Annotated in this window: 21 protein-coding genes; 13 read left to right on the forward strand and 8 right to left on the reverse strand. The window is 70.8% G+C overall.

The annotated features are described in order from the left end of the window. Positions 1-86: 86 nt before the first annotated feature. Positions 87-1,685 carry an acyl-CoA carboxylase subunit beta gene (locus DC434_RS16360; RefSeq protein ID WP_116636377.1) on the forward strand — a complete coding sequence of 533 codons (1,599 nt, stop codon included), beginning with the start codon at positions 87-89 and terminating at the stop codon, positions 1,683-1,685. After that, positions 1,682-1,924 (forward strand): acyl-CoA carboxylase subunit epsilon, encoded by a 243-nt coding sequence (locus DC434_RS16365; RefSeq protein WP_116636378.1) that lies wholly within the window; start codon positions 1,682-1,684, stop codon positions 1,922-1,924. Before DC434_RS16360 ends, DC434_RS16365 begins: the two co-directional genes overlap by 4 nt. Here the strand turns inward: DC434_RS16365 and DC434_RS16370 are convergent. The 6 genes from DC434_RS16370 to DC434_RS16395 all read right to left on the reverse strand — a co-directional run bounded on the left by DC434_RS16370 (position 1,912) and on the right by DC434_RS16395 (position 10,670). Next, positions 1,912-4,947 (reverse strand): glycoside hydrolase family 38 C-terminal domain-containing protein, encoded by a 3,036-nt coding sequence (locus DC434_RS16370; protein ID WP_116636379.1) that lies wholly within the window; start codon positions 4,945-4,947, stop codon positions 1,912-1,914. The two genes, DC434_RS16365 and DC434_RS16370, sit on opposite strands and share 13 nt — an antisense overlap. 99 nt (positions 4,948-5,046) lie before the next feature. Further along, entirely contained in the window at positions 5,047-6,246 is a 1,200-nt protein-coding gene (locus DC434_RS16375; protein WP_116636380.1) for an ROK family transcriptional regulator, read from the reverse strand. A 259-nt stretch (positions 6,247-6,505) separates the two neighbouring features. After that, entirely contained in the window at positions 6,506-7,498 is a 993-nt protein-coding gene (locus DC434_RS16380) for a hypothetical protein (RefSeq protein ID WP_243408978.1), read from the reverse strand. Further along, the gene (locus tag DC434_RS16385) at positions 7,495-8,730 is read right to left on the reverse strand and encodes an ATP-binding protein (RefSeq protein WP_116636382.1); all 1,236 of its coding nucleotides are present in this window, start codon (positions 8,728-8,730) and stop codon (positions 7,495-7,497) included. Before DC434_RS16385 ends, DC434_RS16380 begins: the two co-directional genes overlap by 4 nt. Continuing rightward, positions 8,720-9,379, reverse strand: a complete 660-nt coding sequence (locus tag DC434_RS16390; protein ID WP_116636383.1) for a response regulator transcription factor — start codon at positions 9,377-9,379, stop codon at positions 8,720-8,722. Before DC434_RS16390 ends, DC434_RS16385 begins: the two co-directional genes overlap by 11 nt. Positions 9,380-9,422: 43 nt before the next feature. After that, a complete protein-coding gene (locus DC434_RS16395; RefSeq protein WP_116636384.1) occupies positions 9,423-10,670 on the reverse strand; it encodes a TRAM domain-containing protein in 1,248 nt (415 codons plus the stop codon). A 23-nt stretch (positions 10,671-10,693) separates the two neighbouring features. On the opposite strand from DC434_RS16395, the gene DC434_RS16400 reads away from it, so the two are divergent. Together DC434_RS16400 and DC434_RS16405 are read left to right on the forward strand one after the other, a co-directional pair. Beyond that, positions 10,694-11,332, forward strand: a complete 639-nt coding sequence (locus DC434_RS16400) for a Maf family nucleotide pyrophosphatase (RefSeq protein WP_116636481.1) — start codon at positions 10,694-10,696, stop codon at positions 11,330-11,332. Between the two features lie 78 nt (positions 11,333-11,410). Next, positions 11,411-13,177, forward strand: coding sequence for a biotin carboxylase N-terminal domain-containing protein (locus DC434_RS16405; protein ID WP_116636385.1), 1,767 nt, complete (start codon positions 11,411-11,413; stop codon positions 13,175-13,177). A gap of 94 nt (positions 13,178-13,271) precedes the next feature. On the opposite strand, the gene DC434_RS16410 is transcribed toward DC434_RS16405, so the two are convergent. Next, entirely contained in the window at positions 13,272-14,720 is a 1,449-nt protein-coding gene (locus DC434_RS16410; RefSeq protein WP_207769987.1) for an NAD(P)H-quinone dehydrogenase, read from the reverse strand. A 48-nt stretch (positions 14,721-14,768) separates the two neighbouring features. Here DC434_RS16410 and DC434_RS16415 point away from each other — a divergent pair, with 48 nt between their 5' ends. Genes DC434_RS16415 through DC434_RS16425 form a run of 3 tightly spaced genes read left to right on the forward strand, consistent with a single transcriptional unit; the run spans position 14,769 to position 17,535 of the window. Continuing rightward, entirely contained in the window at positions 14,769-15,602 is an 834-nt protein-coding gene (locus DC434_RS16415) for a purine-nucleoside phosphorylase (RefSeq protein ID WP_116636386.1), read from the forward strand. Beyond that, a complete protein-coding gene (locus DC434_RS16420) occupies positions 15,599-17,269 on the forward strand; it encodes a phospho-sugar mutase (protein WP_116636387.1) in 1,671 nt (556 codons plus the stop codon). Before DC434_RS16415 ends, DC434_RS16420 begins: the two co-directional genes overlap by 4 nt. Positions 17,270-17,271: 2 nt before the next feature. Then, positions 17,272-17,535 (forward strand): HPr family phosphocarrier protein, encoded by a 264-nt coding sequence (locus DC434_RS16425; RefSeq protein WP_116636388.1) that lies wholly within the window; start codon positions 17,272-17,274, stop codon positions 17,533-17,535. Positions 17,536-17,544: 9 nt separating this feature from the next. Here the strand turns inward: DC434_RS16425 and DC434_RS16430 are convergent, their stop codons facing one another. Further along, positions 17,545-19,467 (reverse strand): PRD domain-containing protein, encoded by a 1,923-nt coding sequence (locus DC434_RS16430; RefSeq protein WP_116636389.1) that lies wholly within the window; start codon positions 19,465-19,467, stop codon positions 17,545-17,547. A 168-nt stretch (positions 19,468-19,635) separates the two neighbouring features. On the opposite strand from DC434_RS16430, the gene DC434_RS16435 reads away from it, so the two are divergent. Genes DC434_RS16435 through DC434_RS16460 form a run of 6 tightly spaced genes read left to right on the forward strand, consistent with a single transcriptional unit; the run spans position 19,636 to position 25,135 of the window. Continuing rightward, on the forward strand, positions 19,636-19,953 hold the full coding sequence (locus DC434_RS16435) for a hypothetical protein (protein WP_116636390.1): 318 nt from the start codon (positions 19,636-19,638) through the stop codon (positions 19,951-19,953). Further along, on the forward strand, positions 19,950-20,231 hold the full coding sequence (locus DC434_RS16440; RefSeq protein WP_116636391.1) for an HPr family phosphocarrier protein: 282 nt from the start codon (positions 19,950-19,952) through the stop codon (positions 20,229-20,231). The genes DC434_RS16435 and DC434_RS16440 overlap by 4 nt, the downstream gene beginning before the upstream one ends. After that, complete coding sequence (gene ptsP / locus DC434_RS16445; protein WP_116636392.1) at positions 20,228-21,913, forward strand: phosphoenolpyruvate--protein phosphotransferase; 1,686 nt, start codon at positions 20,228-20,230, stop codon at positions 21,911-21,913. The genes DC434_RS16440 and ptsP overlap by 4 nt, the downstream gene beginning before the upstream one ends. After that, on the forward strand, positions 21,910-23,532 hold the full coding sequence (locus DC434_RS16450) for a PTS mannitol transporter subunit IICB (RefSeq protein ID WP_116636393.1): 1,623 nt from the start codon (positions 21,910-21,912) through the stop codon (positions 23,530-23,532). The genes ptsP and DC434_RS16450 overlap by 4 nt, the downstream gene beginning before the upstream one ends. After that, positions 23,529-23,960, forward strand: a complete 432-nt coding sequence (locus DC434_RS16455; protein ID WP_116636394.1) for a PTS sugar transporter subunit IIA — start codon at positions 23,529-23,531, stop codon at positions 23,958-23,960. The genes DC434_RS16450 and DC434_RS16455 overlap by 4 nt, the downstream gene beginning before the upstream one ends. Before the next feature lie 17 nt (positions 23,961-23,977). Then, positions 23,978-25,135, forward strand: a complete 1,158-nt coding sequence (locus DC434_RS16460) for a mannitol-1-phosphate 5-dehydrogenase (protein ID WP_116636395.1) — start codon at positions 23,978-23,980, stop codon at positions 25,133-25,135. Positions 25,136-25,144 lie beyond the last annotated feature (9 nt).

Raw genomic sequence — 25,144 nt, forward strand, 5'->3', positions numbered from 1 at the left:
TCCGGCTCGACACTCAGAAGAGCGCCAAAGGATCGGGCGGCCCGTTGTGCCGAGCATCCAACGGACGGGGCCGACCCGGCGCTAGGGTGGAATCCGTGACGGACAAGCCCGACCTCTTTACCACTGCCGGCAAGATCGCGGATCTTCGCGCTCGCTACACCGAGGCCGTCGTCGACGCCGAGGAGAAGGCGAAGGAGAAGCAGCACGCCAAGGGCAAGATGACGGCCCGCGAGCGCATCGAGCTCCTCGTCGACCCGGGCAGCTTCGTCGAGTTCGACGAGTACGTGCGCCACCGCACGACCGCGTTCGGGATGGACCGGTCCCGTCCCTACGGCGACTCGGTCGTCACGGGCGTCGGCACCATCCACGGCCGCACCGTCGCCGTGTACTCGCAGGACTTCTCGACCTTCGGCGGGTCGCTCGGCGAGGTCGCCGGCGAGAAGATCATCAAGATCATGGAGTTCGCGCTGGCCGGCGGCATGCCGTGCATCGGCATCCTCGACTCGGGTGGCGCGCGAATCCAGGAGGGCGTCGTCGCTCTCGGCAAGTACGGCGAGATCTTCCGACTGAACACCCGCGCATCCGGCGTGATCCCGCAGATCTCGATCATCATGGGCCCGGCCGCGGGCGGAGCGGTGTATTCCCCCGCCCTCACGGACTTCGTCATCATGGTCGACAAGACCAGCCAGATGTTCGTCACCGGCCCGGATGTGATCAAGACCGTGACCGGCGAGGACGTCGGCATGGAGGAGCTCGGCGGGGCGTACACCCACAACACGCGCTCGGGCGTGGCGCACTACCTCGCCGAGGACGAGGACGACGCGATCGACTACGCGCGCACGCTCCTCGGCTTCCTCCCGGACAACAACATGGCCGAGCTGCCGTCGTACGAGAGCGCTTTCGAGTTCGAGACGACGGATGCCGATCGCACGCTGAACACGATCGTCCCGGACTCGGCGAACCAGCCGTACGACATCAAGACCGTCATCGAGCACGTCGTCGACCAGGGCGACTTCCTCGAGGTCCAGCCGCTCTTCGCGCCCAACATCGTCATCGGCTTCGGCCGTATCGAGGGCCGCTCGGTCGGCATCATCGCGAACCAGCCGTCGCAGATGGCCGGCACGCTGAACATCGAGGCGGGCGAGAAGGCCAGTCGCTTCGTGCGGTTCTGCGACGCCTTCTCCATCCCGATCGTGACGCTCGTCGACGTTCCCGGCTACCTCCCCGGCACCGACCAGGAGTGGACCGGCGTCATCCGCCGCGGTGCGAAGCTCCTCTACGCCTACGCCGAGGCGACCGTGCCCCTCGTCACCGTGATCCTGCGCAAGGCCTACGGCGGCGCGTACATCGTCATGGGCTCCAAGCAGCTCGGCGCCGACGTCAACCTCGCCTGGCCGACGGCCGAGATCGCGGTCATGGGCGGACAGGGCGCGGTCAACATCCTCTACCGCGGCGAGATCAAGAAGGCGGAGGAGGCCGGCGAAGACGTGGCAGCGGTCCGCACGCGCCTGGCCAACGAGTACACGTACAACGTCGCCTCTCCGTTCCTCGCTGCGGAGCGCGGCGAGCTCGACGGCATCATCGAGCCGGCGACGACCCGCGTCTCGATCGCGAAGGCGCTGCGCGCCCTGCGCGGCAAGCGCGCCGAGCTGCCGCCGAAGAAGCACGGGAACATCCCGCTGTGACCGAGCCGACCACGCACGCGGAGACGCCGGACGAGCTGCCGCCGACTCTCGAGATCACGCAGGGCGCCGCGACCGAGGAGGAGCTGGCCGCTCTCATCGCCGTGATCAGCGATGCGTATGCGTCGGAGGCCGCGGATGCCGTGGCCGCCGAGCCGAGCGTCTCGGCCTGGACCCGCACGCAGCGCCCGCTCCGCACGCCGCTGCGCCGCGACATCCCCTGGGGACGCTACTCCGGCTGAGCCGTCGCGAGCGCGGCCCCGCGGAAGCGGAGCGTCACGAGCTGGAACGCGCGAAGCTCCAGGTCGACAGCGCTTCCGTCGATCGCTCGGACCGCCGCGGCATCCACCTCGCGCTCGAGAAGGTCGGTCTCCACGACCGTGTCGAACGCGAAGGCCGTCGAGAGGGTCGCCGCGGCCCGCCCGCCGTGCGCCTCGTACAGGCGCACGATCACGTCTCCGCTGCGATCCTCGGCGAGCTTGAGCGCTTCGACGACGACGGCGTCGGACGACACGCTCAGCAGCGGCGCCACGGGTCCCGCACCGGAGAGCGCCCGCACGGGCAGGTTCAGTCGGTAGCCCTCGCGGATCGCATCGGCGATGGACGCATCCGGGCGCACGCTCACCCGGAAGGTGTGCTCCCCCTGATCCGCATCGGGATCGGGGAAGAGCGGTGCGCGGAGCAGCGACAGACGCACGGTCGTCGCGGTGCCGCCGCCGCTGCGCGATGTCCGCGTGATGTCATGGCCGTAGGTGGCGTCATTGGCCACGGCGACGCCGAAGCCGGGCTCGCCCACATGCACCCAGCGATGCGCCACGGTCTCGAACCGCGCCGCATCCCAGGACGTGTTGGTGTGCGTCGGGCGGTGCACGTGCCCGAACTGGATCTCCGACGTCGCGCGATCGGTGTGCACGTCGAACGGGAAGGCGAGCTTCAGGAGCTTCTGGCGCTCGTGCCAGTCGACCGTCGTCTCGATGTCGAGAGCGCGCCCGCCGGAGGCGAGGGTCAGAGCCTGCGTGATCCGTGAGCCCCCCAGCGCACGGACCACGCAGACGATCGCCGCCGACGGATGCGGGACGATGTCGATCGAGACCACGTCCGTCACGTCGATGACGTGACGGCGGTAGTGCTCGTCGATATCCCAGGCATCCCATCGGCTGGGCGTGTCGCGATGCAGCTGGAGGAGGTTCCCCCGCTCCCCCGCCGCAATCGCATCCCTCCCGGTCGCGCGGGTGACGAGTGACGTCACCAGGCCCGCGTCGTCGATCGAGACCGTGAGGTGCTCGTTCTCCAGCACGAAGCCGCCCGTCGTCCGCGCGACCGCCGCAGGGACCCCAGCACCCTGCACGGCGGTGATCCCCATCGCCGCCGTTCCCTCCCTTGCGTAGGGCCCGGCGTCGGCGACCAGCTCGGTGTCTCCCGAGCCGGCCACGACGGCCAGCGACCCTGCGATGATGCGCTCCGTCGAGGCGAGCACCTCGGCGTAGCGTCGTTCGGCCTCCCGGTGCACCCAGCCGATCGAGCTGCCGGGGAGGATGTCATGGAACTGCTGCAGCAGCACGGTCTCCCACGCGGCATCCAGCTCGTCGTACGGGTAGTCCGCGCCGCGCAGCGCGGCGGAGGTGGCCCAGAACTCGGCCTCGCGCAGCGCATGCTCGCTGCGGCGGTTCCCGCGCTTCGTGCGGGACTGCGAGGTGTAGGTCCCCCGGTGGAACTCGAGGTACATCTCCCCTGACCACACCGGCGGGGACGTGTACTCCGCCTCTGCCGCCTCGAAGAAGCGACGCGGCGTCGACAGGGTGACGGTCGGCGAGCCCTCGAGAGACCGCAGCCGCGCCGCCGCCGCGACCATCTCCCGATTCGGACCGCCCCCTCCGTCGCCGTAGCCGAACGGGACGAGCGAGGTGTTCGCGGCACCCTTCTCGGCGTACTGGCGCTCCGCGCGGGCCAGCTCCTCGCCGGTGAGCTGCGCGTTGTAGGTGTCGACCGGCGGGAAATGGGTGAAGATCCGCGTGCCGTCGATGCCCTCCCACAGGAACGTGTGGTGCGGCATGACGTTGGTCTCGTTCCACGACATCTTCTGCGTCAGCATCCACCGCGATCCGGCGGCCTTCGCGATCTGCGGGAGCGCCGCGGAATAGCCGAAGGAATCCGGGAGCCAGACGTCGAGCGGTTCGACGCCGAACTCCTCCAGGAAGAAGCGCTTGCCGCGCACGAACTGCCTCGCCAGCGCCTCACCACCCGGCATGTTCGTGTCGGATTCGACCCACATGCCGCCGGCCGGCACGAAGCGCCCTGCGGCGACCGCGTCGCGCATGCGCGCGAACAGCTCGGGCTGGAACCGCTTCATCCAGGCGTACTGCTGCGCGGAAGACGCGGCGAAGGCGAAGTCGGGGTCCTCCTGCTGCAGCGCCAGGACGTTCGAGAACGTCCTGGCCACCTTGCGCTGCGTCTCGCGGACGGGCCACAGCCAGGCGGAGTCGATGTGCGCATGCCCCACGGCGTGCAGGGAATGAGCGGAGGCGGATGCCGGACGCGCGAGGACCCCGACGAGTTCCGCCCGCGCCTCGGCGGCGGTGCCTGCGACGTCCTCCGGGTCGGTCACGTCGATCATCCGCTCCAGCGCGCGGAGGATCTCGGCGCGGCGCGGCGACTCCGTCGGCAGGGCGCCCATCAGCCCTCGCAGCACCGCCACATCCTGCAGCAGCTCCCAGACCGTGACATCGAGGATCCCGATCTCCGCCCGGCGGAGCACGTAGAGCGGTTCCTCCCCCGCGGATTCCCACTGCCCGAGGGGCGTCGGCGCGAAGGTCCACGCCGCGGCGACGTCGGGATTCGCAGCCGCTTCGAGGTAGAGATCGATCGGGTCGCCCGCGGCCCCCTCCAACGGCACGTGGGCGTTCCTCGGCTCGACGGCCTTCACGATGGATCCGTCCGGCCGGTACACGGTGCCCTCGGCCTGGAAACCCGGCTCCGCGTCGTTGAACCCGAGGTCGAACACCAGCTCGGCCCGCTGCCCGTCGGCGACCTGTGGGACGACACCGGTCACGTGCAGCCACATCGTGCTCCAGGCGCGGCCCCACGGACCGCCGACGGAGAAGGGCTCGAAAGCCTGCGCCACGGCGTGGTCGAACGACACGGGCTCCCCCGGAGCGGTCCACGACCGGAGCGTCAGCTCCTGCGCCCGCGCGTACACGGCGGGGTGGAGACGCTCCTGCACGAAGCGCTGGATGCGCGCTTCGACGAGGGCCGAGTTGTCATGCATCGGTGATCCGATCGCTGGGGGTGATCACAGATAGTACATCGATTGGAGTTAATCCGACAAGAGCCCGCGCGGAGATCCCGGACGACTCATGTCCGGCGCTCAGTCCTCCAGCAGCAGATGCGTCGTGCGCGGCGTCAGCACCGAGTCGAGGACCACGCAGCCGGCCCCCACGGCGCCGACGTCGACGCCGACGACCGTGCCGGCGACCGGAAGCGCCCGCACCGCGCGCGTGGCGCTCAGCCGCTCGAGCCGTCCGGGGATCTCGCCCAGGTACACCTCGGACAGGCGCGGCCAGAACGGGCCGCCGTACACGACCCGGTCCACGTCGAGCAGGTTGGTCAGCACCGCGGTCAGCACCGCCATGTGACCGGCTGCCTGATGGAGCACGCGCGCGGCAGGGGCCTCACCGGCCGCCGCGCGCTCGCACAGCTGCGTGAAGCGCGCCTCGACGGCCTCGACGTCGCTCGCCTCGCGGTCGTCAGGGAACACACCGGCATGCTCGGCCTGCTCGACGATCGCCTGCGGCGTGCAGACGACCTCGACACAGCCGCGCGATCCGCACAGGCAGGCGGGACCGTCGGGATCGACGACGATGTGCCCGATCTCGCCGAGGTTCTGCGTGCTTCCGCGCACCACGTCGCCGCTCCTGGCGAGCGCGGCGCCGATCCCTGTCCCGAGGTAGACGAAGACGAACGAGTCGTCGGACGAGCCGTGACGGGTCCAGAGCTCTCCCACGGCGGCCGCCGTCGTGTCCTTCTCGAGGGTCACCGGGAATCCCGTCGCCTCGGCCAGGACGGAGCGCAGCGGCACGCGGTGCCAGCCGAGCAGCTTCGGCGGATCGATCACGGTCCCCTTGGCCGGATCCAGCGGACCGGGGGCGGCGACCCCCACCCCCTCGATGCGCGAGCGGTCCACCCCGGCTGCGGTGATCAGGGAGTCGATCGTGGACGCCATGGCCTCCACGATCCGACGCGGATCCTTCTTCGGGGTGCGCACCGCCATCCGGCGCACGACGGCTCCGGACAGATCGAGGAGCACGAAGGTCATGACGGCGGGATCGAGGTGCACGCCGACCGAGAACCGGCTCTCCGCCACGAGGCGCAGCGTCACCCGCGGCTTTCCCGGGCCGTTGATCGTGCGCCCGGCTTCGCGGATGAATCCGTCGTCGAGGAGTCGGCGCGTGATGTTCGTGACGGTCTGAGCGGAGAGGCCCGTCGCCTCGACGAGCTCGATCCGACTCAATCCCTCTCCAGAGCGCCGGATGGCCTCCAGGATCACGGACTGATTGAAATCGCCCATCCGCGGGAGATTGGTTCCGCGACGCATTCCCATCGTCTTATGATCCCTCATCGCCGCCGAATTCGTGTCCCCCAAAATACCTACAGACAAGTTCTTGACGACCGACCAGACTGAGGGAGACGCTTCGCGTTCGGCTGGTCTCTCTGTCCCAGGGTAGACAGACGCTGATCAGCCACCGGCGGATGGTTTTCGGGTAACTGTCCGCACGGCGAGGGGCAGGCGGCACGGCCGCCGCCCCTCGCCCACTCCTCTCCTGCCGTCATCGCAGGATCTCGTGCCAGAGCTCGACGGAGTCGTCATCACCGGAGGATCGGGCGCCCGCCCGGCCGACGACGGTGACGGCGACCCGCGGATCCCTCGCGGAGCGGATGATGAGGCGGCCCGCCTCGGCATGGGCCAGCGTCGCGGCGAGCTCGTCGCGGATCTCGATCCGACGCTGCTCCTCCACTCCGTCGAGACCGCCCTCGTCGAACACGGTGACGACGACGCCGCGCCGACGCGCGGACTCGATCGCGTCGCGGACCGCGTCGTTGAGCAGATCCGCGCCGCGCAGCTCGTCGCGCAGCCGTCCCTCGGCGAGCCGCGCCTCCAGCCGCTCGTGCTCGTCGAGGGCGCCTCGAGAGGCGACGACGCGGCTCAGCACGGGGCCGGCGACGGCCAGCGCGAACTGCGTGCGCAGTCGTCGTTCGCGCTGACGGACCAGCTGCGTCGCATGCCATGCGGACACGGCCTGCTGGATCTCGGCGAGCCGCTCGGTGTCTCGGACGGCGCGGTCCCAGAACATCACGAGCAGCTGAGCGATGACGACCCACATGATCGAGCCGACCAGCCCGAGGTTCAGCGAGACGACGAGCCCCAGGTACGCCGACGAGGTCGCGATCAGCATCGCCAGCGTGAGCCACCCGATCAGGAACCGGCGGCGGACGACGCACACCACGCCGAGCAGCCCCAGGCCGCCGATGTACCAGGTGGCGAACGGCTCGGTGCGATCCGCGGGATCGAGCGAGAAGGTGACCAGCACCGGGATCAGGATGCTGGAGACCGCCGCGAGCACCGCCGCCCACAGCGGCATCCGCACCGACACCGAATCCGCCAGGATCGCGATGTTCACGACGGCGAGATACAGCCCGATCGCCAGCACCATCAGCAGCGGCGCGGTGGGCTGCTCGATCCACCACACGCCGCGGGCCACGAAGTACATGGCGAAGCCGACGGCGAGAGAGGTGGCGACGCTGCGGACGGTGCGGTTCACGAGCGCTCCCATCCGAGGGTCACGGTCGTCCCGTGCTCGCCGGAGTCGATGCCCGCTGTGCCGGCGACGCCGGCCATCCGCGCGAAGATCGAGGCGCGGATGCCGAGGCGGTCGGCGCCGATCTCGTCGATGTCGAATCCCGGTCCGGCGTCCGAGATCGTCACGCGGATGCCCTCGTCGCCATGCCCCTCGGCGACGATGTGCAGCCCGCGTCCGCCGGCGTGCGACACCGCATTGCCGATCGCCTGCCGGGCGGCCAGCACGAGTGCGCGAGCGGCACGACCCGGGATCAGGCCGATGCCGCCGCGTTCCTCCACGATCGCGTCGGCGCCGAGCTCGGAGAGCGAGCGCCGCAGCTCGACGACGATCTGCGCGGTGCCGACCGGCTCGTCGCTCCCCTCCTGCGCCACGGCGCCCTCGGTGTTGGCGAGACGGGTGAGCGCCTCGCGCGCCATCGCGACCGCGAGTTCGCGCGCGCGCTCGCCCTCCGCGCGCTCCCCGGCGATCAGGGCCGCCAGCACGCTGTCGTGCATGAGGGCCGACATCGCGACCCGCTCCTCCTCGGCGGCCGCAGCCGCAGCTGCGGCCGCATAGGAGGCGACGGCCTGTCCCCGCGCCTCGTCGACACCGGCGGCCACAGAGCGGAACATCCACCCGAGCGAGATGATGACGACTCCGAGGATGAGGGTGAACGACACGTCGAACGCCGTGGTCACCCAGAACTCGCGGGAGAATTCTCCCTGCACGAGTCGCACGTACCCGTAGACGAACGGCATCCCGAAGGCCCAGGCGAACTGGATGCGCACCGGGAACGCGAGCATCGCGGCGACGACGCCGACGTTGACGAGGAAGAAGATCCACGGCTGGTCGTCCGCGACCTTGTCGAAGGGGTCGACGACCAGTGGCCAGGCGGCGAGCGCGAGTACGTAGACGATGGCGAAGACGCCGGACGCGATGCGGACGCCGCGCCCGATCACGCACGCGAGGAGCATCAGGGCCAGCGGCGCGAACACCGCCACGACGGCGGCGACGTGCGCGACGTCGGCGGCGGACAGCGTGCCGATGGCCGCGATCAGCGCCTGCGCGCCGAGCGCCGCGGATCCGATCGCGACGACGATCGCGAGGATCCGCTCCATGCGCTTGCCCGTGAAGCGCTCGAACTCGGTCTCCGCCGCGCCGGGAGAGGGGATCTTGCTCCAGGCGTCGCGGATGCTGAGCGGGTCAACGGGCACTCGTGGCCCCGTCGGCGGCGACGATGCCGTCCTCCATCGCCCGGCGGAGGAGGTCGACCTTCGTCGGAGCGGGGCGGCCCACCTCGACGTACTTCACCCGGATCCGCGTGATGTTCTCCTTCGCCGTGGAGTACGCGACGCCGAGACGCTCCGCGACCGCCTTCAGGGGCAGGCCGGTGGCGTACAGCCGGAGCACCTCGCGCTCCCGCGTCGAGAGCTGCGCGTCGGCGAAGGCGCGGTCGCCGTCGACGGCGCTCGCCCACTCGACGTTGTTCAGAGCCTCGCCCTGCGCGACCGTGCGGATCGCGTCGAGCACGTCATCGAGCGCGGACGACTTGCTGACCACTCCCGCGGCACCCGCGGACAGCGCCTCGCGCACGGCGGCGGGACGGTCGGCGACGCTGTGGATCACGACGCTCGCGCCATCGCCGACGAGCACACGCACGTTCTCGGTGACGGTGGTCCCGTCGCCGAGGGTGAGGTCCAGCACGACGACATCCGCCGGGGGCGCACCGGTCGCGCGCCGCCACTCGAGGTACGAGCCGACGGTGCTCCCGGAGAACACCACCGTCTGCCCATCGCGCGCGCAGGCGGCTTCGAGGCCGAGGCGAACGGACTCGTGATCGTCGATGAGTGCGACCGTGCTCATCCGCCCAGCCTAGTGAGTCCACGGGCGAGGGCCCGCGAGCGGGTCACCGGGTGAGCAGCGCGACGACCTCGAAGTGGTGCGAATGGGGGAAGAGATCGAATCCGCGGAGGCGGTCGACGTTCCAGCCCAGAGTCCGGAAGGTTCCGAGGTCGCGGGCCAGCGCGACCGGATCGCAGGCCACGTAGGCGATCGCTTCCGGCGCGAGGGCGTGCACCGCGTCGACCACCTGGCGTCCGGCACCTGCACGCGGCGGATCGAGGATGACGGCTCCGGTGCGGCCGGCGCTCTTGCGAGAGGAGAGGAAGCCGTCGACGCGCGCGGTCACCGCGGTCGCGCCGAAGGAGGCGAGGTTCGCGGCCGCGTGCGCGGTGGCGCGTGCGCTCGACTCGACCGTGACGATGTCGGTACCGCCGAGGTCGGCCAGGGTCGCGGCGAACAGTCCGACTCCGCCGTAGAGGTCGTAGTGCGTCCTGTCCTCGTCGACGTGGCCGTCGAGGATGCCGTACACCGCGGCGTCGAGCACGGATGCCGCCCGCGGGTGGATCTGCCAGAACCCCGTCGAGTCGACCTGGAAGCGTCGATCGCCGACGACCTCCTGGATCACCTCGGGAGCGGGGCGGCGCCGGAAGCCGCGTGCGACGCGGGCGGGGCGCTCCGTCTCCTCACGCCGGATGATGCGCACCTGCCCGTCGGCGGGCTCGACGAGCTCGATGCGGCCGGGGGCCTCGCCGTGCAGCGCGAGCGCGGCCTCGGCGATGGCCGGACGCGAGAGCGGGTAGGAGGTGACGGGGATGACGCGGTGGCTGCGGGCCGCGAACGGCCCCACCTCGCCGGAGTCATCGACGTGCAGGGTGACGCGGGTGCGCCAGCCCGTGCCGTCGCCGGACTCGACGGCCTCGATCTCCGGCGCCTCGAGTCCGGCGCCCGCGAAGCGATCGAGCGCCTCGGTGAGCACCTGACGCTTCAGGGTGCGCTGGTGGCTCAGGTCGATGTGACCGAGGTCGGCGCCGCCGGGCCGGTCAGCCGGGTCGCGCGCGATGTCCGCCTCCGGCCAGATGTGCGGGCGGCGATGCGGTGAGGCCTCGAGGACCTCGACGGTCTCGGCACGCCAGAAGCTGCGGGTCGACGCATCCCCGCCCTCCTGCGGCTCGAGGAGCCGCGCACGCACGCGCTCCCCCGGGACCGCGTCCGACACGAACACCACCCGACCTTCATGGCGGGCGATGAACGTGCCACCGTGCGCGATCCCGGTGATGTCGAGCTCGAGCACGTCGGCTGGGGAGGAAGTCATCCTTCGAGGATACGGTGGTGAACATGCGCGTCTGCCTCGCCTCGACCTCTCCCGCCCGCCTGATGCTGCTGCGACAGGCCGGCATCGAGCCTCTCACCCTGTCACCCGACGTCGACGAGGATGCCGTCGCCGCCGCGGCGGCAGCGGAACGGGGAGCCGACCTCCCTCCCGAGGAGCTCGTGCTGCTGCTCGCGCGCGCCAAGGCCACGGACGTCGCACGACGACTGTCCGAGGAAGGGGAATTCCACGGTCTGGTCATCGGCGGCGACTCGATGTTCGCGCTCGGCGGCCGCGTCTACGGCAAGCCGTACACCCCCGAGGAGGCGACCCGGCGCTGGCAGGAGATGCGCGGTGCCACCGGCATCCTGCACTCCGGGCACTCCGTCTTCCTGGTCTCCCCCGGCGCCGCTCCCGTCGAGGCCACGGCGGTCGCGGCCGCAGCCGTGACCTTCGCGGAGGACATCGGCGACGAGGAGATCGCCGCCTACGTCGCCTCGGGAGAGCCGCTGCATGTGGCCGGCGCCTTCACGGTCGACAGCCTCGGCGGCGCGTTCATCACCCGGGTGGACGGGGACCCCTCCACCGTGGTGGGCATGTCCCTGTCGACGATCCGTCGCCTGGCCGGCGACCTCGGCATCCGTTGGACCGATCTCTGGTCGTAGACTCTCGTCGACGTTTTCGCCGCTTTCTTGTGGAGGGTCGTCAAATGGATCGAGGGGCTTCTCGCTAGGCTGGCAACCATGCCTGCTATCGCCAAGGTGCTCATCGCCAACCGCGGCGAGATCGCCGTCCGCATCATCCGTGCCGCTCGAGACTCGGGAATCGCCTCGGTCGCCGTCTACGCCGATCAGGATCGTGACGCTCTGCACACGCGGCTCGCCGACGAGGCGTACGCGCTCGGCGGCGCGACCAGCGCCGAGACCTATCTCCAGATCGAGAAGATCCTCTCGGTGGCCCGACGCAGCGGTGCCGACGCCGTGCACCCGGGGTACGGCTTCCTCGCGGAGAACGCCGAGTTCGCCCGCGCCGTGATCGACGCCGGCATGATCTGGATCGGCCCGTCGCCCGCCGCCATCGAGGCTCTCGGCGACAAGGTGACGGCCCGTCACGTGGCCGAGAAGGTCGGTGCGCCGCTGGCCCCCGGCACCCCCGGTCCGGTCGAGACCGCCGACGAGGTCGTCGCATTCGCCGAGGAGTTCGGCCTGCCGATCGCCATCAAGGCGGCCTACGGCGGCGGCGGTCGCGGACTCAAGGTCGCCCGCGAGCTCGACGAGGTCGCCGAGCTCTTCGAATCCGCCACGCGCGAGGCCGTCGCAGCCTTCGGTCGCGGCGAGTGCTTCGTCGAGAAGTACCTGGACAAGCCGCGACACGTCGAGACCCAGTGCCTGGCGGATGCCGAGGGCAACGTCGTCGTGATCTCGACGCGCGACTGCTCGCTGCAGCGTCGCCACCAGAAGCTCGTCGAGGAGGCCCCGGCGCCCTTCCTCACGGCTGAGCAGAACGATCTGCTCTACTCGGCGTCCAAGGCGATCCTGAAGGAGGTCGGCTACGTCGGCGCCGGCACCTGCGAGTTCCTGATCGGCGCCGACGGCACCGTCTCGTTCCTCGAGGTGAACACGCGCCTGCAGGTGGAGCACCCCGTCTCCGAAGAGGTCACGGGCATCGACCTGGTGCGCGAGCAGTTCCGCATCGCCGCCGGCGGCATCATCGACTACGAGGACCCGACGCCGCAGGGGCACTCGATCGAGTTCCGCATCAACGGCGAGGACCCGGGCCGCGGGTTCCTCCCCCAGCCCGGCCCGATCCACGTCTTCAAGACCTTCGGCGGCCCCGGCATCCGTCTCGACTCCGGCGTGACCGCCGGCGACTCGGTCTCCGGCGCATTCGACTCGCTGCTCGCGAAGATCATCGTGACCGGCAAGGACCGCGCAGAGGCCCTCGAGCGCTCACGTCGCGCGCTCGACGAGTTCGAGGTCGCCGGCATGCCGACCGTCCTCCCCTTCCACCGCAAGGTCGTGCGCGACCCCGCCTTCACAGCCGAGAACGGCGAGTTCGGGATCTTCACCCGGTGGATCGAGACCGAGTTCGTGAACGACATCCCCGCGTGGGACGGCGAGCTCGAATCGCCGACGTCGGCCGGCTCCCGCCACACCGTGGTCGTCGAGGTCGCGGGCAAGCGCCTCGAGGTCAGTCTCCCCGACCGCGTGGCCGTCGCCGCAGGCACGGCCGGTCGTCCGGCGGCGGTGCCGCCGTCGCGTCGCAGCCACGCCACGACGGTCAACGCCGGCGCGTCGGGCGACGCCGTGAAGTCGCCCATGCAGGCGACGATCGTCAAGATCGCGGTCGAGGAAGGCCAGCAGGTCGTCAAGGGCGACCTGGTCGTCGTGCTCGAGGCGATGAAGATGGAGCAGCCTCTGCAGGCGCACAAGGACGGCGTCGTGGGCAACATCAACGCGGATGCCGGGACCACGGTCTCGGCGGGGCATCAGCTGCTCACCATCAGCTGACCGCGCGCTTCGACAGGCTCAGCGACCCACGCAGCGACGCTTCGACGGGCTCAGCGACCCACGCACCTGGGTCCCTGAGCCTGTCGAAGGGCCGTCAGGAGATGTAGCCGAGGTGCATCGCGCGGCTGGCGTCGGTGATGCTGCTCGACAGCGACGGGTACGCGGCGAAGACCCGGGAGACCTGATCGACCGTGAGCCGACGTTCGACGGCGACCGCGATCGGGTAGATGAGCTCCGAGGCCTTCGGCGCCACGATGACGCCGCCGATCACGGTGCCCGAGCCCGTGCGGGCGATGATCTTCACGAAGCCGTCCTTGATCCCCATCATCTTCGCGCGGGGGTTGGCGGCGAGCGGCAACTTGTAGACGAGTCCGTCGGCGACGCCGTCCTCGACGTCCTTCTCCGAGTAGCCGACCGTGGCGATCTCGGGGGCGGTGAAGATGTTCGAGGTGATCTTGATCAGCTCGAGCGGGATCACGATGTCGCCCAGCGCGTGGAAGACGGCCGTGCGCCCCTGCATGGACGCGACGGAGGCGAGCGGGAAGAAGTTCGTGCAGTCGCCGACCGCGTACACGTTCGGCACCGACGTGCGCGCGACCTTGTTCACGCGGACGTGGCCCGATTCGTTGAGCTCGACGCCCGCCTCCTCGAGACCGATGCCCGCGGTGTTCGGGATCGAGCCGACCGCCATCAGGCAGTGGCTTCCCTCGACGGTGCGTCCGTCGGACAAGGTGACGGTGACGCCGTCCTTCGTGGCCTCGACCCGGTCGGCACGGGACTTCGACAGCACGGTCATCCCGCCGCGCTTGAAGACCTTCTCGAGCACGCTCGCCGCATCCTTGTCCTCGCCGGGGAGCACCTGGTCGCGGCTCGAGACGAGCGTGACCTTGGCGCCGAGGTTCATGTAGGCGGAGGCGAACTCGGCGCCCGTGACGCCCGACCCGACCACGATCAGGTGCTCGGGGAGCGCCTTCATGTCGTACAGCTGGGTCCAGGTCAGGATGCGCTTGCCGTCCGGCTTCGCGGAATCCAGCTCGCGCGGCGCGGCGCCGACGGCCACGATGATCGTGTCGGCCTCGACGCGGTCGAAGTCGGTGCCGCCCTGGCCGGTGGACACGATGATGGCGTTGGCTCCTTCGAGCCGGCCGTGCCCCGAGAGCATCCGCACGCCCGCCTCGAGCAGGGTGGTGCGCATGTCCTCCGACTGCTGGCCAGCGAGAGCGAGGAGACGCTTGTTCACCGCGGCGAGGTTGATCGCGATCTCGGGCTTGAGCGGCTTCCCGTGGTCGCCCTTCGCGTAGAAGTTCACGCCGAGGTCGCTCGCCTCGGAGATCGCGACGGCGGCGTCCGCCGTGGCGATGAGGCTCTTCGACGGCACGACATCCGTCAGGACGGCGGCACCGCCGACGCCCACGCGCTCGATCAGCGTCACCTCGGCTCCGAGCTGAGCGGCCGCCAGGGCCGCCTCGTATCCGCCGGGACCGCCGCCGAGGACGGCGACGCGCTGAGTGCGCTCGAAAGGGGTGGAAGTCATGGAATCCATTCTTCCGCAATCCTGGCCCCCGAGCCTGCACCTTCCTAGAGTGGATCCATGCCCGAAAACCACAGCAACCCCCTCGACGACCCGACCGCGAACCCGTTCGAGGTGGCCGCGCAGGCCGCCGCCGACATCGCGCGCCTGACCGGCGTCGAGAACCACGACATCGCCCTCACGCTCGGCAGCGGCTGGGGCAAGGCCGCCGACATCATCGGCGAGACCGTCGCGACCATCCCCGCCACCGAGGTGACCGGGTTCTCGAAGCCCGCGCTGGAGGGCCACGTCGGCACGCTCCGCAGCATCCGCACCCCCGGTGGGAAGAACGTGCTCGTGATCGGCGCCCGCACCCACTACTACGAGGACCACGGCGTGCGCCGCGTCGTGCACAGCGTCCGCACCGCCGCCGCCACGGGGGCGAAGATCATGGTGCTCACCAACGGCGCCGGCGGCATCCGCGAGACCTGGAAGCCGGGCCAGCCGGTGCTGATCAGCGACCACATCAACCTCACGGCCGATTCGCCGCTCGAAGGGGCGACGTTCATCGATCTCACCGACCTCTATGCGAAGCGCCTGCGCGACATCGCGCGCACGATCGATCCGAGCCTCGACGAGGGCGTGTACACGCAGTTCCGCGGTCCGCACTACGAGACCCCTGCCGAGGTGCAGATGGCGAAGGTGATCGGCGGCCACATCGTCGGCATGTCGACCGCCCTCGAGGCCATCGCGGCGCGCGAGGCCGGCATGGAGATCCTCGGCTTCTCGCTCATCACGAACCTCGCCGCCGGCATCCAGCAGACCCCCCTCAGCCACGCCGAGGTCATCGAGGCGGGACGCGAGGCGGAGCCGGTGATCTCCGCCCTCCTCGCCAGGGTGGTCGAGGCCCTGTGAGCGACGAGCGGCTCGCAGAGGCGCGCGCCTGGCTGCGGCAGGACCCCGACCACGAGACCCGGGATGAGCTCGCGGGCCTGATCACCCGGGCCGGCGGCGGCGACCCCGCCGCGATCGCCGACCTCGACGACCGGTTCCGCACGCGACTCGCGTTCGGCACCGCCGGTCTGCGCGGTGAGCTCGGTGCCGGCAGCAACCGGATGAACCGCGTGCTCGTCGCACAGGCGGCCGCCGGTTTCGCCGCCTATCTCCGCGAGAAGGCGGGAGGCGGCACGCCGACCGTCGTGATCGGCTACGACGGTCGTCGCAACTCGCGGGTCTTCGCCACCGACTCCGCCGAGCTGTTCGCCGGGGCAGGGCTCCGGGCGATCCTGCTCCCGCGGCTGCTGCCGACGCCCGTGCTCGCCTTCGCCGTGCGCCGGCTCGGCGCAGACGCCGGCGTGATGGTGACCGCGAGCCACAACCCGCCGAACGACAACGGCTACAAGGTGTACCTCGGCGGGGCGGACCAGGGATCGCAGATCGTGGCGCCGGCGGATGCCGAGATCGCCGCGCACATCCAGCGGATCGCGGATGCCGCCGATGCGGCAGCCCTCCCCCGCTCCACCGCCTACGAGACGGCCGGCGAGGACATCGTCGAGGCCTACATCGCGGCGACCGCCGCCGTGGCCCCGGCCCCCGAGGGCGCTTCGGACCTCCGCTGGGTGTACACGGCGATGCACGGGGTCGGGTGGGAGACGCTGTCGCGTATCCTCCGAGCGGCCGGCTACCCGCAGCCCTCGGTCGTGGATGAGCAGCTGGCGCCCGATGCCACGTTCCGCACGGTCTCGTTCCCGAACCCGGAGGAGCCGGGGGCGATGGATCTCTCGTTCGCGACGGCGCGGCGGGCCAAGGCCGACTTCATCCTGGCGAACGACCCGGATGCCGACCGCCTGGCCCTCGCGATCCCCGACGAGGCGGCAGCCGACGGCTGGCGCCGCCTGACGGGCAACGAGGTCGGCCTCCTGCTCGGCGCCAGGGCCGCCCGGGCAGCCGCCGGCACACCCGGCGCATCGCTCGCCTGCTCCCTGGTCTCCTCACCCGGCCTCGCCGCGGTCGCCGCGCATCACGGCCTGGACTTCCACGAGACGCTGACCGGCTTCAAGTGGATCTCGCGGGCACCCGGCATCGTGTTCGGATTCGAGGAGGCCCTCGGGTACCTCGTGAACCCGGAGACCGTCCGCGACAAGGACGGCATCTCCGCAGCGATCGCCATCCTCGGACTCGCCGCCGAGGCCCACGGACGCGGTGCCACCCTCGCCGACCTGCTCCGCGAGCTGGGCGACACCTACGGCCACTTCGCCAGCGGGCAGGTCTCGGTGCGCGTCGAGGATCTCGCCGTCATCGGCGACGTGATGCTCGCCCTGCGCACCCTGCCGCCGACGCAGATCGCCGGGCGCTCGATCGTCTCGGCCGAGGACCTGCTGCAGGGCCGCGACGGCCAGCCGTCGGGCGATGTACTCCGGTACCGTCTCACCGACGGGTCGCGGGTCATCGTGCGTCCGAGCGGCACCGAGCCCAAGCTCAAGATCTACATCGATGCGCGCGCCGACTCCGCCGAGGGCGCTGCCGAGGCCGTGACCGAGATCGAGGCGGGCGTGCGCGCGCTGCTCGACGAGCGCTCCTGACCATGCCGACCCGGCGGATCATCGTCAGCACCCACAACGGCGTGCACGCGCGTCCGGTCGCCGAGCTCGTGCGCCTCGCGCAGTCGCACGGCTCGACGATCACGCTGCGCACCGCCGACGGCTCGATCGTGGACCTGAGCAGCGTGCTCGCGGTGATGGACCTCGCGATCGGCCCCGGCGACGCGGTGGTGCTGGAGACGGCGGATTCGGCGTCCGCCGACGCGGTGCTGGATCAGCTCGCGGAGGTGCTGGCCCCGCGCTCCTGACCGCCGCGCTCAGCCGTCGATGACGGCGACGAGCTCGTCGAGGAACGCCTCGAACGTCGTCCCGCGCCGCACGATGCGCTGCACGCTCTCCCGTTCGCTGAACACCTCGACGAGCTGCTCGAAGACGGTCTGGAACGCCGCGCGGTCGCTCTCGCTGAACGCTGCGAGAGCGACCACCTGCACGCGACCACCGCCCCACGCGGCCGAGCCGTCGGTGACCCCGATCGCGATGGCCGTGCGAGTCGCCGTCATCTGCAGGGCGTGCGGCACCGCCAGGGCATCCGTGAAGGCGGTCGAGGACATCCGCTCACGGGCGATCGTGTTCTCGACGTAGTCCTCGCCGATCAGGCCCGCCGTGACGAGCAGGCCGCCGAGCCGCCGGATGATCGCCTCCTCGCCCTCGTCGGGGAGGGGGAAGACGTAGGCGTCCGCGTCGAAGTAACGGGCGAGCTCGCCGCGGAGCCGCGTGAGGCGGCGGCCGCGGCGGACGCGGGCGGCCGCCTGCTGGATGCGGTCGACGTCGGCGTCGGTGAGGAACGGCTGGATGCGCACGAAGCGGTCACCCGCCGATCCCGGCTCGATCGTGCTGAGCACCAGATCGGTGTCGAACGACGCCCAGTCGGGATCGACGTTGGTGACGACGCTGGTGACCTCGATGGCCGACCCGAGCGACCGGTCGACGCTGGAGCGCAGCAGCTCGTGCAGCTCGTAGTAGCCGGGGCAGACGATCGTCGCGGTCAGGATCGACTCCGCCTTCCTGCTGCGCTCGAGGCGGCCGCCCACGTGCATGGCGATGTACGCGATCTCGTCGTCGTGGATCGGAGTGCCGACCCGATCGTGCAGCCCGCTCGCGATCGAGACGGCGACCTCGAAGATCATCGGGTACGACGTCTTGAGCGAGCGCGTGAGCGGGTTGCGCGTCAGCGCGCTCTCCTCGGCGCGGCGCAGCAGGTTCTGCACGTGCAGGGCGAGGCGCAGGACGAAGGTCTCGTCGACGAGGTCGACCTGGTAGTCCTCGGCGGCCCGGGTGATCTCGGCCCGCACGGCGGCCTCCACCGCGGGATCCACGCCGCTGCGCGCGACATCGCGGGCGGCATCCTCTCCGGGGGCGACGATGCGCGTGAGCACCAGCGAGGCGAGGTGACCGCTGTCGCCCTCGCCGAGTGCGACAGCGAAGTGCTCGGACGCCAGACGGGCGATGACGGCTCCCACCCGGGGGATCTCCTCCCTGGCGCCCGCAGGCGAGGAGTCGAGCGCGTGACCCGCCGCCACGCGTTCGGCGGCGATAGCGATGTGCAGCAGCACGTCGGCGATCGCCAGCTCGTTCACGTAGTAGCCGAGCTCGCCCAGCTCGCGCACCAGCGCGGTCTTGAACGGCCCGACGGCGTGCGCGGCGACGGCGCTGCCGGAGAGCGCGCGGCGGAAGGTCTCCGGGTGGAACGACGCGTCGTCCATCTCGTCGTGCGCCAGCCTGCTGAGCAGCCGTCGCTGCGCGGCCTCGTTCCCCCGCAGCCGCACTGTCTCACGGTCGCGCTCCAGTGCGAGCTCCGTGCCGTCGAGCAGCCCACGCACGCGCACGAGATCCGCTTCCAGGGTGGCCTCGCTGACGTGCAGCTCGTCGGCCGTGTCGAACACGTCGATGCCGGAGGGCAGATCCAGCAGAGTCCGCACGAGCGCATGCAGCCGGTCGCGCGGTGCCGACTCCCCCGTCTGCCGCATCCGGATGGCGCCGCGGGCGCCGGGGCCCGCGCGATATCCCGCCGGCCCCGATTCGATGACGCCGGCTCCCGGCGTGCGGGCGTTCAGCGCGGCGACATAGGAGCGGATGCTGCGCGGTGTGACGCCGAGAACGTCGGCGAGACTCGCCGCGGTCGCCCACCCCTCCTGCCGGAGCAGGGTGGAGAGGAGCTGGTCCTGACGCTGGCGCGACATGATCCCTCCGACTTCCCCACGTGCTGACTGCACTGTCCTGGCGTGACCTCCATGATGTCAGCTACCGGAGACCCGCGCGCGGAAGCCGCTGTTCCGCGGGGGCGGAAAGGAACGTGTTGGCGCGACCGGGGCCCGCGTTCACAGACTGTTCTCAGGAAGGTGGCATCGATGAAGATCCTCGTGGTGTGCGGCGCCGGCGCGTCGAGCACGTTCGTCGCACAGCGACTCCGTCGGGCGGCGACCAACGCCGGACTCGACTGGGACGCGTCAGCCGGGATGGAGCACTCCGTCGCCGCCAGCGACCACGACCTCATCCTGGTGGGGCCGCATCTGGCCGATCGCCTCGACGCCATCCGCGATCACGCGCATTCGCCCGTGGTCGTCCTTCCCGACGACGTGTTCGCCGACCGCGACGGGTCATCCACCCTCGCGCTCGTCCGCGACTTCCTCACCGAGCTCAGGAACTCCCCGAAAGGAACATCATGACCGCCACACGCACCGTTCGGATCGGCTCCTCCCACGGCCTGCACGCCCGTCCTGCGAAGCTCTTCGCCCAGGCGGCGAAGGAGTCCGGCCTGGCCGTCACCATCGCCAAGGACTCCGGCAAGCCGGTGAACGCCGCCAGCATCCTGGGCGTCATCTCCCTCGCCGTCGAGTACGGCGACTACGTGACCCTGACCGCAGACGGAGACGGCGCAGAGGGCGTGCTCGACACCCTCACCGAGCTGCTCACGACCGACCACGACCAGGACGCCGCCGGATGAGCGAGCTGCGCGGCGTGGGGATCGGCCTCGGTGTCGCCCAGGGCCCCGTCGTCCGGATGACCGAGGCCCTGCCCGCGCCCGACGACACCCCGAGCAGCATCGGCGCCGAGGCGGAGCGCGCCAGGGTCCGCGACGCCATCTCGATCGTCGCCCAGGAGCTGACCGCGCGCGGCGAGACCGCGGGCGGCTCGGCGCAGGAGGTGCTCGAGGCGCAGGCCATGATCGCGGAGGACCCGACCCTGCAGGACGAGGTCGACGGACGGATCGACGCGGGAGCGACCGCCGAGCGGGCCGTGCACGACGCCTTCGCCGGCTTCCGCGCGACGCTCGAGGCCGTCGGGGGCTACCTCGGCGAGCGCGCCGCCGACCTCGACGACATCGCCCAGCGGGTGCTCGCCCGGCTGCGCGGCGTCGACGCCCCCGGCGTCCCCGACCCCGGGCATCCGTTCGTCCTCGTCGCGCGCGACCTCGCTCCGGCGGACACCGCGCTGCTCGACCTGGACAAGGTGCTCGCGCTGATCACCGTCGACGGCGGGCCGACCTCGCACACGGCGATCCTCGCCCGCGAGAAGGGCATCGTCGCGATCGTCGGCGTCGCCGACGGCTTCTCGCTGGCGAACGGCGACACGGTGATCGTGGACGCGGCCGCCGGCGTCGTGACGGTCGACCCGACGGCGGACGAGAAGGATCGCGCCGCACAGCGCGCCGCTGCCCGCCGGTCGGCCGACAGCGCTCCTCTGACACCCGGCGCCCTCGCCGACGGCACGCCGATCGCGCTGCTGGCGAACCTGGGGAAACCCGCGGACGCGGCCGATGCGGTCGAACGGGGGGCCGAGGGCGTCGGGCTCTTCCGCACCGAGTTCCTGTTCCTGTCGTCATCGCAGGCGCCGACGATCGCACAGCAGCGCGAGTCGTATCGCGAGCTGCTCGAGGCATTCCCCGGCAAGAAGGTCGTCGTGCGGATGCTCGACGCCGGAGCCGACAAGCCGCTCGCGTTCCTCAACGACGCGCACGAGGAGAATCCCGCACTGGGACTCCGCGGCATCCGGGCCCTGCGCGCCAGCGAGGACATCCTCCGCGAGCAGCTGACCGCTCTCGCCGAGGCGGATGCCGAGACCGATGCCGACCTGTGGGTCATGGCGCCGATGGTGGCGACCGTCGAGGAGACCGTGTACTTCACGGCGCTCGCCCGCGACTACGGGCTGAAGACCGCCGGTGTCATGGTCGAGGTCCCGGCGAGCGCCCTGCTGGCGGATCGTGTGCTGGCGCACGCCGACTTCGCCTCGATCGGCACCAACGACCTCACGCAGTACACGATGGCCGCCGACCGGATGCTCGGCTCGGTGGCCGGGCTGCAGGATCCCTGGCACCCCGCCGTGCTCCGTCTGGTGCGCGAGGTCGGGGATGCCGGATCGCGACTCGGCAAGCCGGTCGGGATCTGCGGCGAGGCCGCTGCTGATCCGCTCCTCGCCGTCGTCCTCGTCGGCCTCGGCGCGACGAGCCTGTCGATGGCTCCCTCCGCCCTGGCCGACGTCAGGCACACCCTTTCCGAACGCACCCTCGACGAGGCCCGCAGCCTCGCACAGGTCGCGCTGGCGGCGGACGACGCCGCCGGTGCCCGCAAGGCCGTGGCCGACGCCACAGCCGCCCTCTCCCCTCACCAGAAAGAGACGACATCATGACGACGACGTCACCCGCCGCCCAGAGAACGGGCGGCCTCCGAACAGGCGTGCAGCGCTTCGGCACGTTCCTGTCCGGAATGATCATGCCCAACATCGCGGCCTTCATCGCGTGGGGCTTCATCACGATGCTGTTCATCCCGGCCGGATTCTTCGGCGCGGACAGCCCCTTCGGCTGGCACTGGGCCCCGGTCGCCGAGATCATCGGCGGCGGAGGCGACTCCGCCACCATCGGCTGGCAGGGCGCGATGACGGCGCTGGCCGAGGGCGACGGCGGGAACTTCTTCGCGTACGTCGGTCTCGTCGGGCCGATGGTGACCTACCTGCTCCCGCTGCTCATCGCCAACACCGCCGGCCGCATGGTCTACGGCGAGCGCGGCGGTGTCGTCGCGACGATCGCCACGATGGGTGTCATCGTCGGCACCAACATCCCGATGTTCCTCGGGGCCATGATCATGGGGCCGCTCGCCGCATGGATCACGAAGCAGATGGACCGGCTGTGGGACGGCAGGATCCGCCCCGGCTTCGAGATGCTCGTCAACAACTTCTCGGCCGGCATCCTCGGCATGATCCTGGCGATCGTCGGCTTCTTCGCCTTCGGCCCCGTCATGCTGGGCATCAGCGCCGTCCTCGGCGCAGCGGTCGACTGGCTGGTGTCGCTGAACCTCCTGCCGCTGGTGTCGATCATCGTCGAGCCGGCGAAGGTGCTGTTCCTGAACAACGCCATCAACCACGGCGTGTTCACGCCGCTCGGCATCGAGCAGGCCGCCGAGACCGGCAAGTCGATCCTCTTCCTCATCGAGGCGAACCCCGGCCCCGGCCTCGGGCTGCTGCTCGCGTTCACCTTCTTCGGCGTCGGCGCGGCCAAGGCCTCGGCTCCGGGTGCGGCGATCATCCAGTTCTTCGGCGGCATCCACGAGATCTACTTCCCGTACGCGCTGAGCAAGCCCACCACGATCCTCGCTCTGATCGCCGGTGGTGCAGCGGGCGTCACGACGAACATGGTGCTCGGCGGCGGCCTCGGCTTCCCGGCGGCTCCGGGCAGCATCATCGCCGTGACGGCGGCCGCTGTCGGCGGCGGCGTGGGAAACCTCCTCGTCGTGTACCTCTCGGTGGTCATCGCCGCCGTGGTCACCTTCCTGATCACGGGCGTCATCCTGCGGGCCTCGCGCAAGCGCGACCTCGCCGCCGAGGGCGACAGCTTCGGCGCCGCGATCGCGCAGACCGAGGCCAACAAGGGCAAGTCGTCCGCAGCCATGGACGCCCTGCGCGCCTCCTCGGGTGCTGCGGCCGCCGGCGCGGCGGGCGGCGTCGCGACGGATCGCCGCATCGAGAGCGTCGTGTTCGCGTGCGACGCCGGGATGGGATCGTCTGCCATGGGCGCGAGCGTGCTGCGCAACAAGTTCAAGAAGGCGGGGGTCGAGGGCGTGACGGTCACGAACCAGGCCATCGCGAACCTCGACGGCACGGCCGACCTCGTGATCACCCAGCAGCAGCTGACGGATCGCGCGAAGGCCCAGTCGCCGAACTCGATCCACGTCTCCGTCGACAACTTCATGAACTCCCCGAAGTACGAAGAGGTCGTCGAGATGGTCCGCGACCAGCGAGAGGAAACACCATGAGCGTTCTGACCATCGGCCAGGTCCGCATCCACTCGGGCAGCAGCACGCAGGATGCCGCCCTCCAGGAGGCCACCGACATCCTCGTGTCCGCCGGCGCCGTCACACCCGCGTACGTCGACGCGATGCGTCAGCGCGAGGAGACGGTCTCGACCTACATGGGCAACGGTCTCGCGATCCCGCACGGCACGAACGAGACCAAGGACGCGATCCTCGGCTCCGCCCTCTCGGTGGTCCGCTACGACGGCGGCGTCGACTGGGCGGGCGAGCAGGCGACGTTCGTGATCGGCATCGCCGGTCGCGGTGACGAGCACCTGGAGATCCTGTCGCAGATCGCGATCCTCTTCTCCGACGAGGACGACGTCGAGAAGCTCAACGCGGCGCAGACACCGGACGAGCTGTTCGCGCTGCTCTCCGCGGTCAACGAGTGATGGGTGGTGGACGAGGGATGAAGGCCGTCCACTTCGGCGCCGGCAACATCGGGCGCGGCTTCGTGGGCCTGCTGCTGCACGAGGGCGGGTACGAGGTCGTGTTCTCCGATGTCGCCGACGCCCTCGTGGACGCCATCAACGCGGTCGACGAGTACACCGTGCACGAGGCGGGACCCGGGGGCGTCGACCACGTCGTCACCGGGTTCCGCGCGGTCAACAGTCGCACCGACCCGGAGGCCCTCACCCGCGAGATCGCGACGGCGGATGTCGTCACGACCGCGGTCGGTCCCACCGTGCTGCGCTTCGTCGCACCGGCGATCGTCGCAGGTCTCGCGCAGCGCTCCCCCGACGCCGCACCTCTGCAGGTGATGGCGTGCGAGAACGCGATCGGCGCGACGGACCTGCTCCGTTCGGAGATCCAGGCGGCCGCCGGGGCGGATGCCGGAGACCTGCTGTCGCGCGCGGTGTTCGCGAACACCGCGGTCGACCGCATCGTGCCGGCCCAGCCCGCCGACGGAGGGGTGGACGTCACGGTCGAGCCGTACTTCGAGTGGGCGATCGAAGCCGGCCCGTTCGGCGACGACCTCCCGAGCATCCCGGGAGCGCACTTCGTCGAGGACCTCGCCCCGTTCATCGAGCGCAAGCTCTTCACGGTGAACACGGGACACGCGGCCACCGCCTACTTCGGCGCCCGCGCCGGAGTCGAACGCATCTCGGACGCCTTGGCCGACCCCGACATCGCCGCGCGCGTGTCGGCGGCACTCGAGGAGACGTCCGCGGTGCTGGTCGCCGAACACGGGCTGGATCCCGCCGACCTCGCGTCGTATCGCGCGACGATCCTCGAGCGGTTCCGCAACCCGGCGCTGATCGACACGGTGCAGCGCGTCGGACGTCAGCCGCTGCGCAAGATCTCGCGGCACGAGCGGTTCATCGGCCCCGCGGCCATGGCCGCCGAGCGCGGCCTGCCCGCCGATGCCCTGGTCGCGGCCGTCGCCGCGGCGCTCGAGTTCGACGACGCCGACGACGAGCAGTCGGTCGAGCTCCAGCGGCTGCTGCGCTCGGAGGACGCGAGGGCGCTGACCGCCCTCGTCACCGGACTCGATCCGGAGCATCCGCTGTTCGCCGCTGTCCGCGAGGCCGTCGAGGAGCGGCAGCAGACGCTCCGCGAGGCCTGATCCCGCGCC

It is taken from the genome of Microbacterium sp. TPD7012, from assembly GCF_003075395.1.
Classification (GTDB): Bacteria; Actinomycetota; Actinomycetes; order Actinomycetales; family Microbacteriaceae; genus Microbacterium.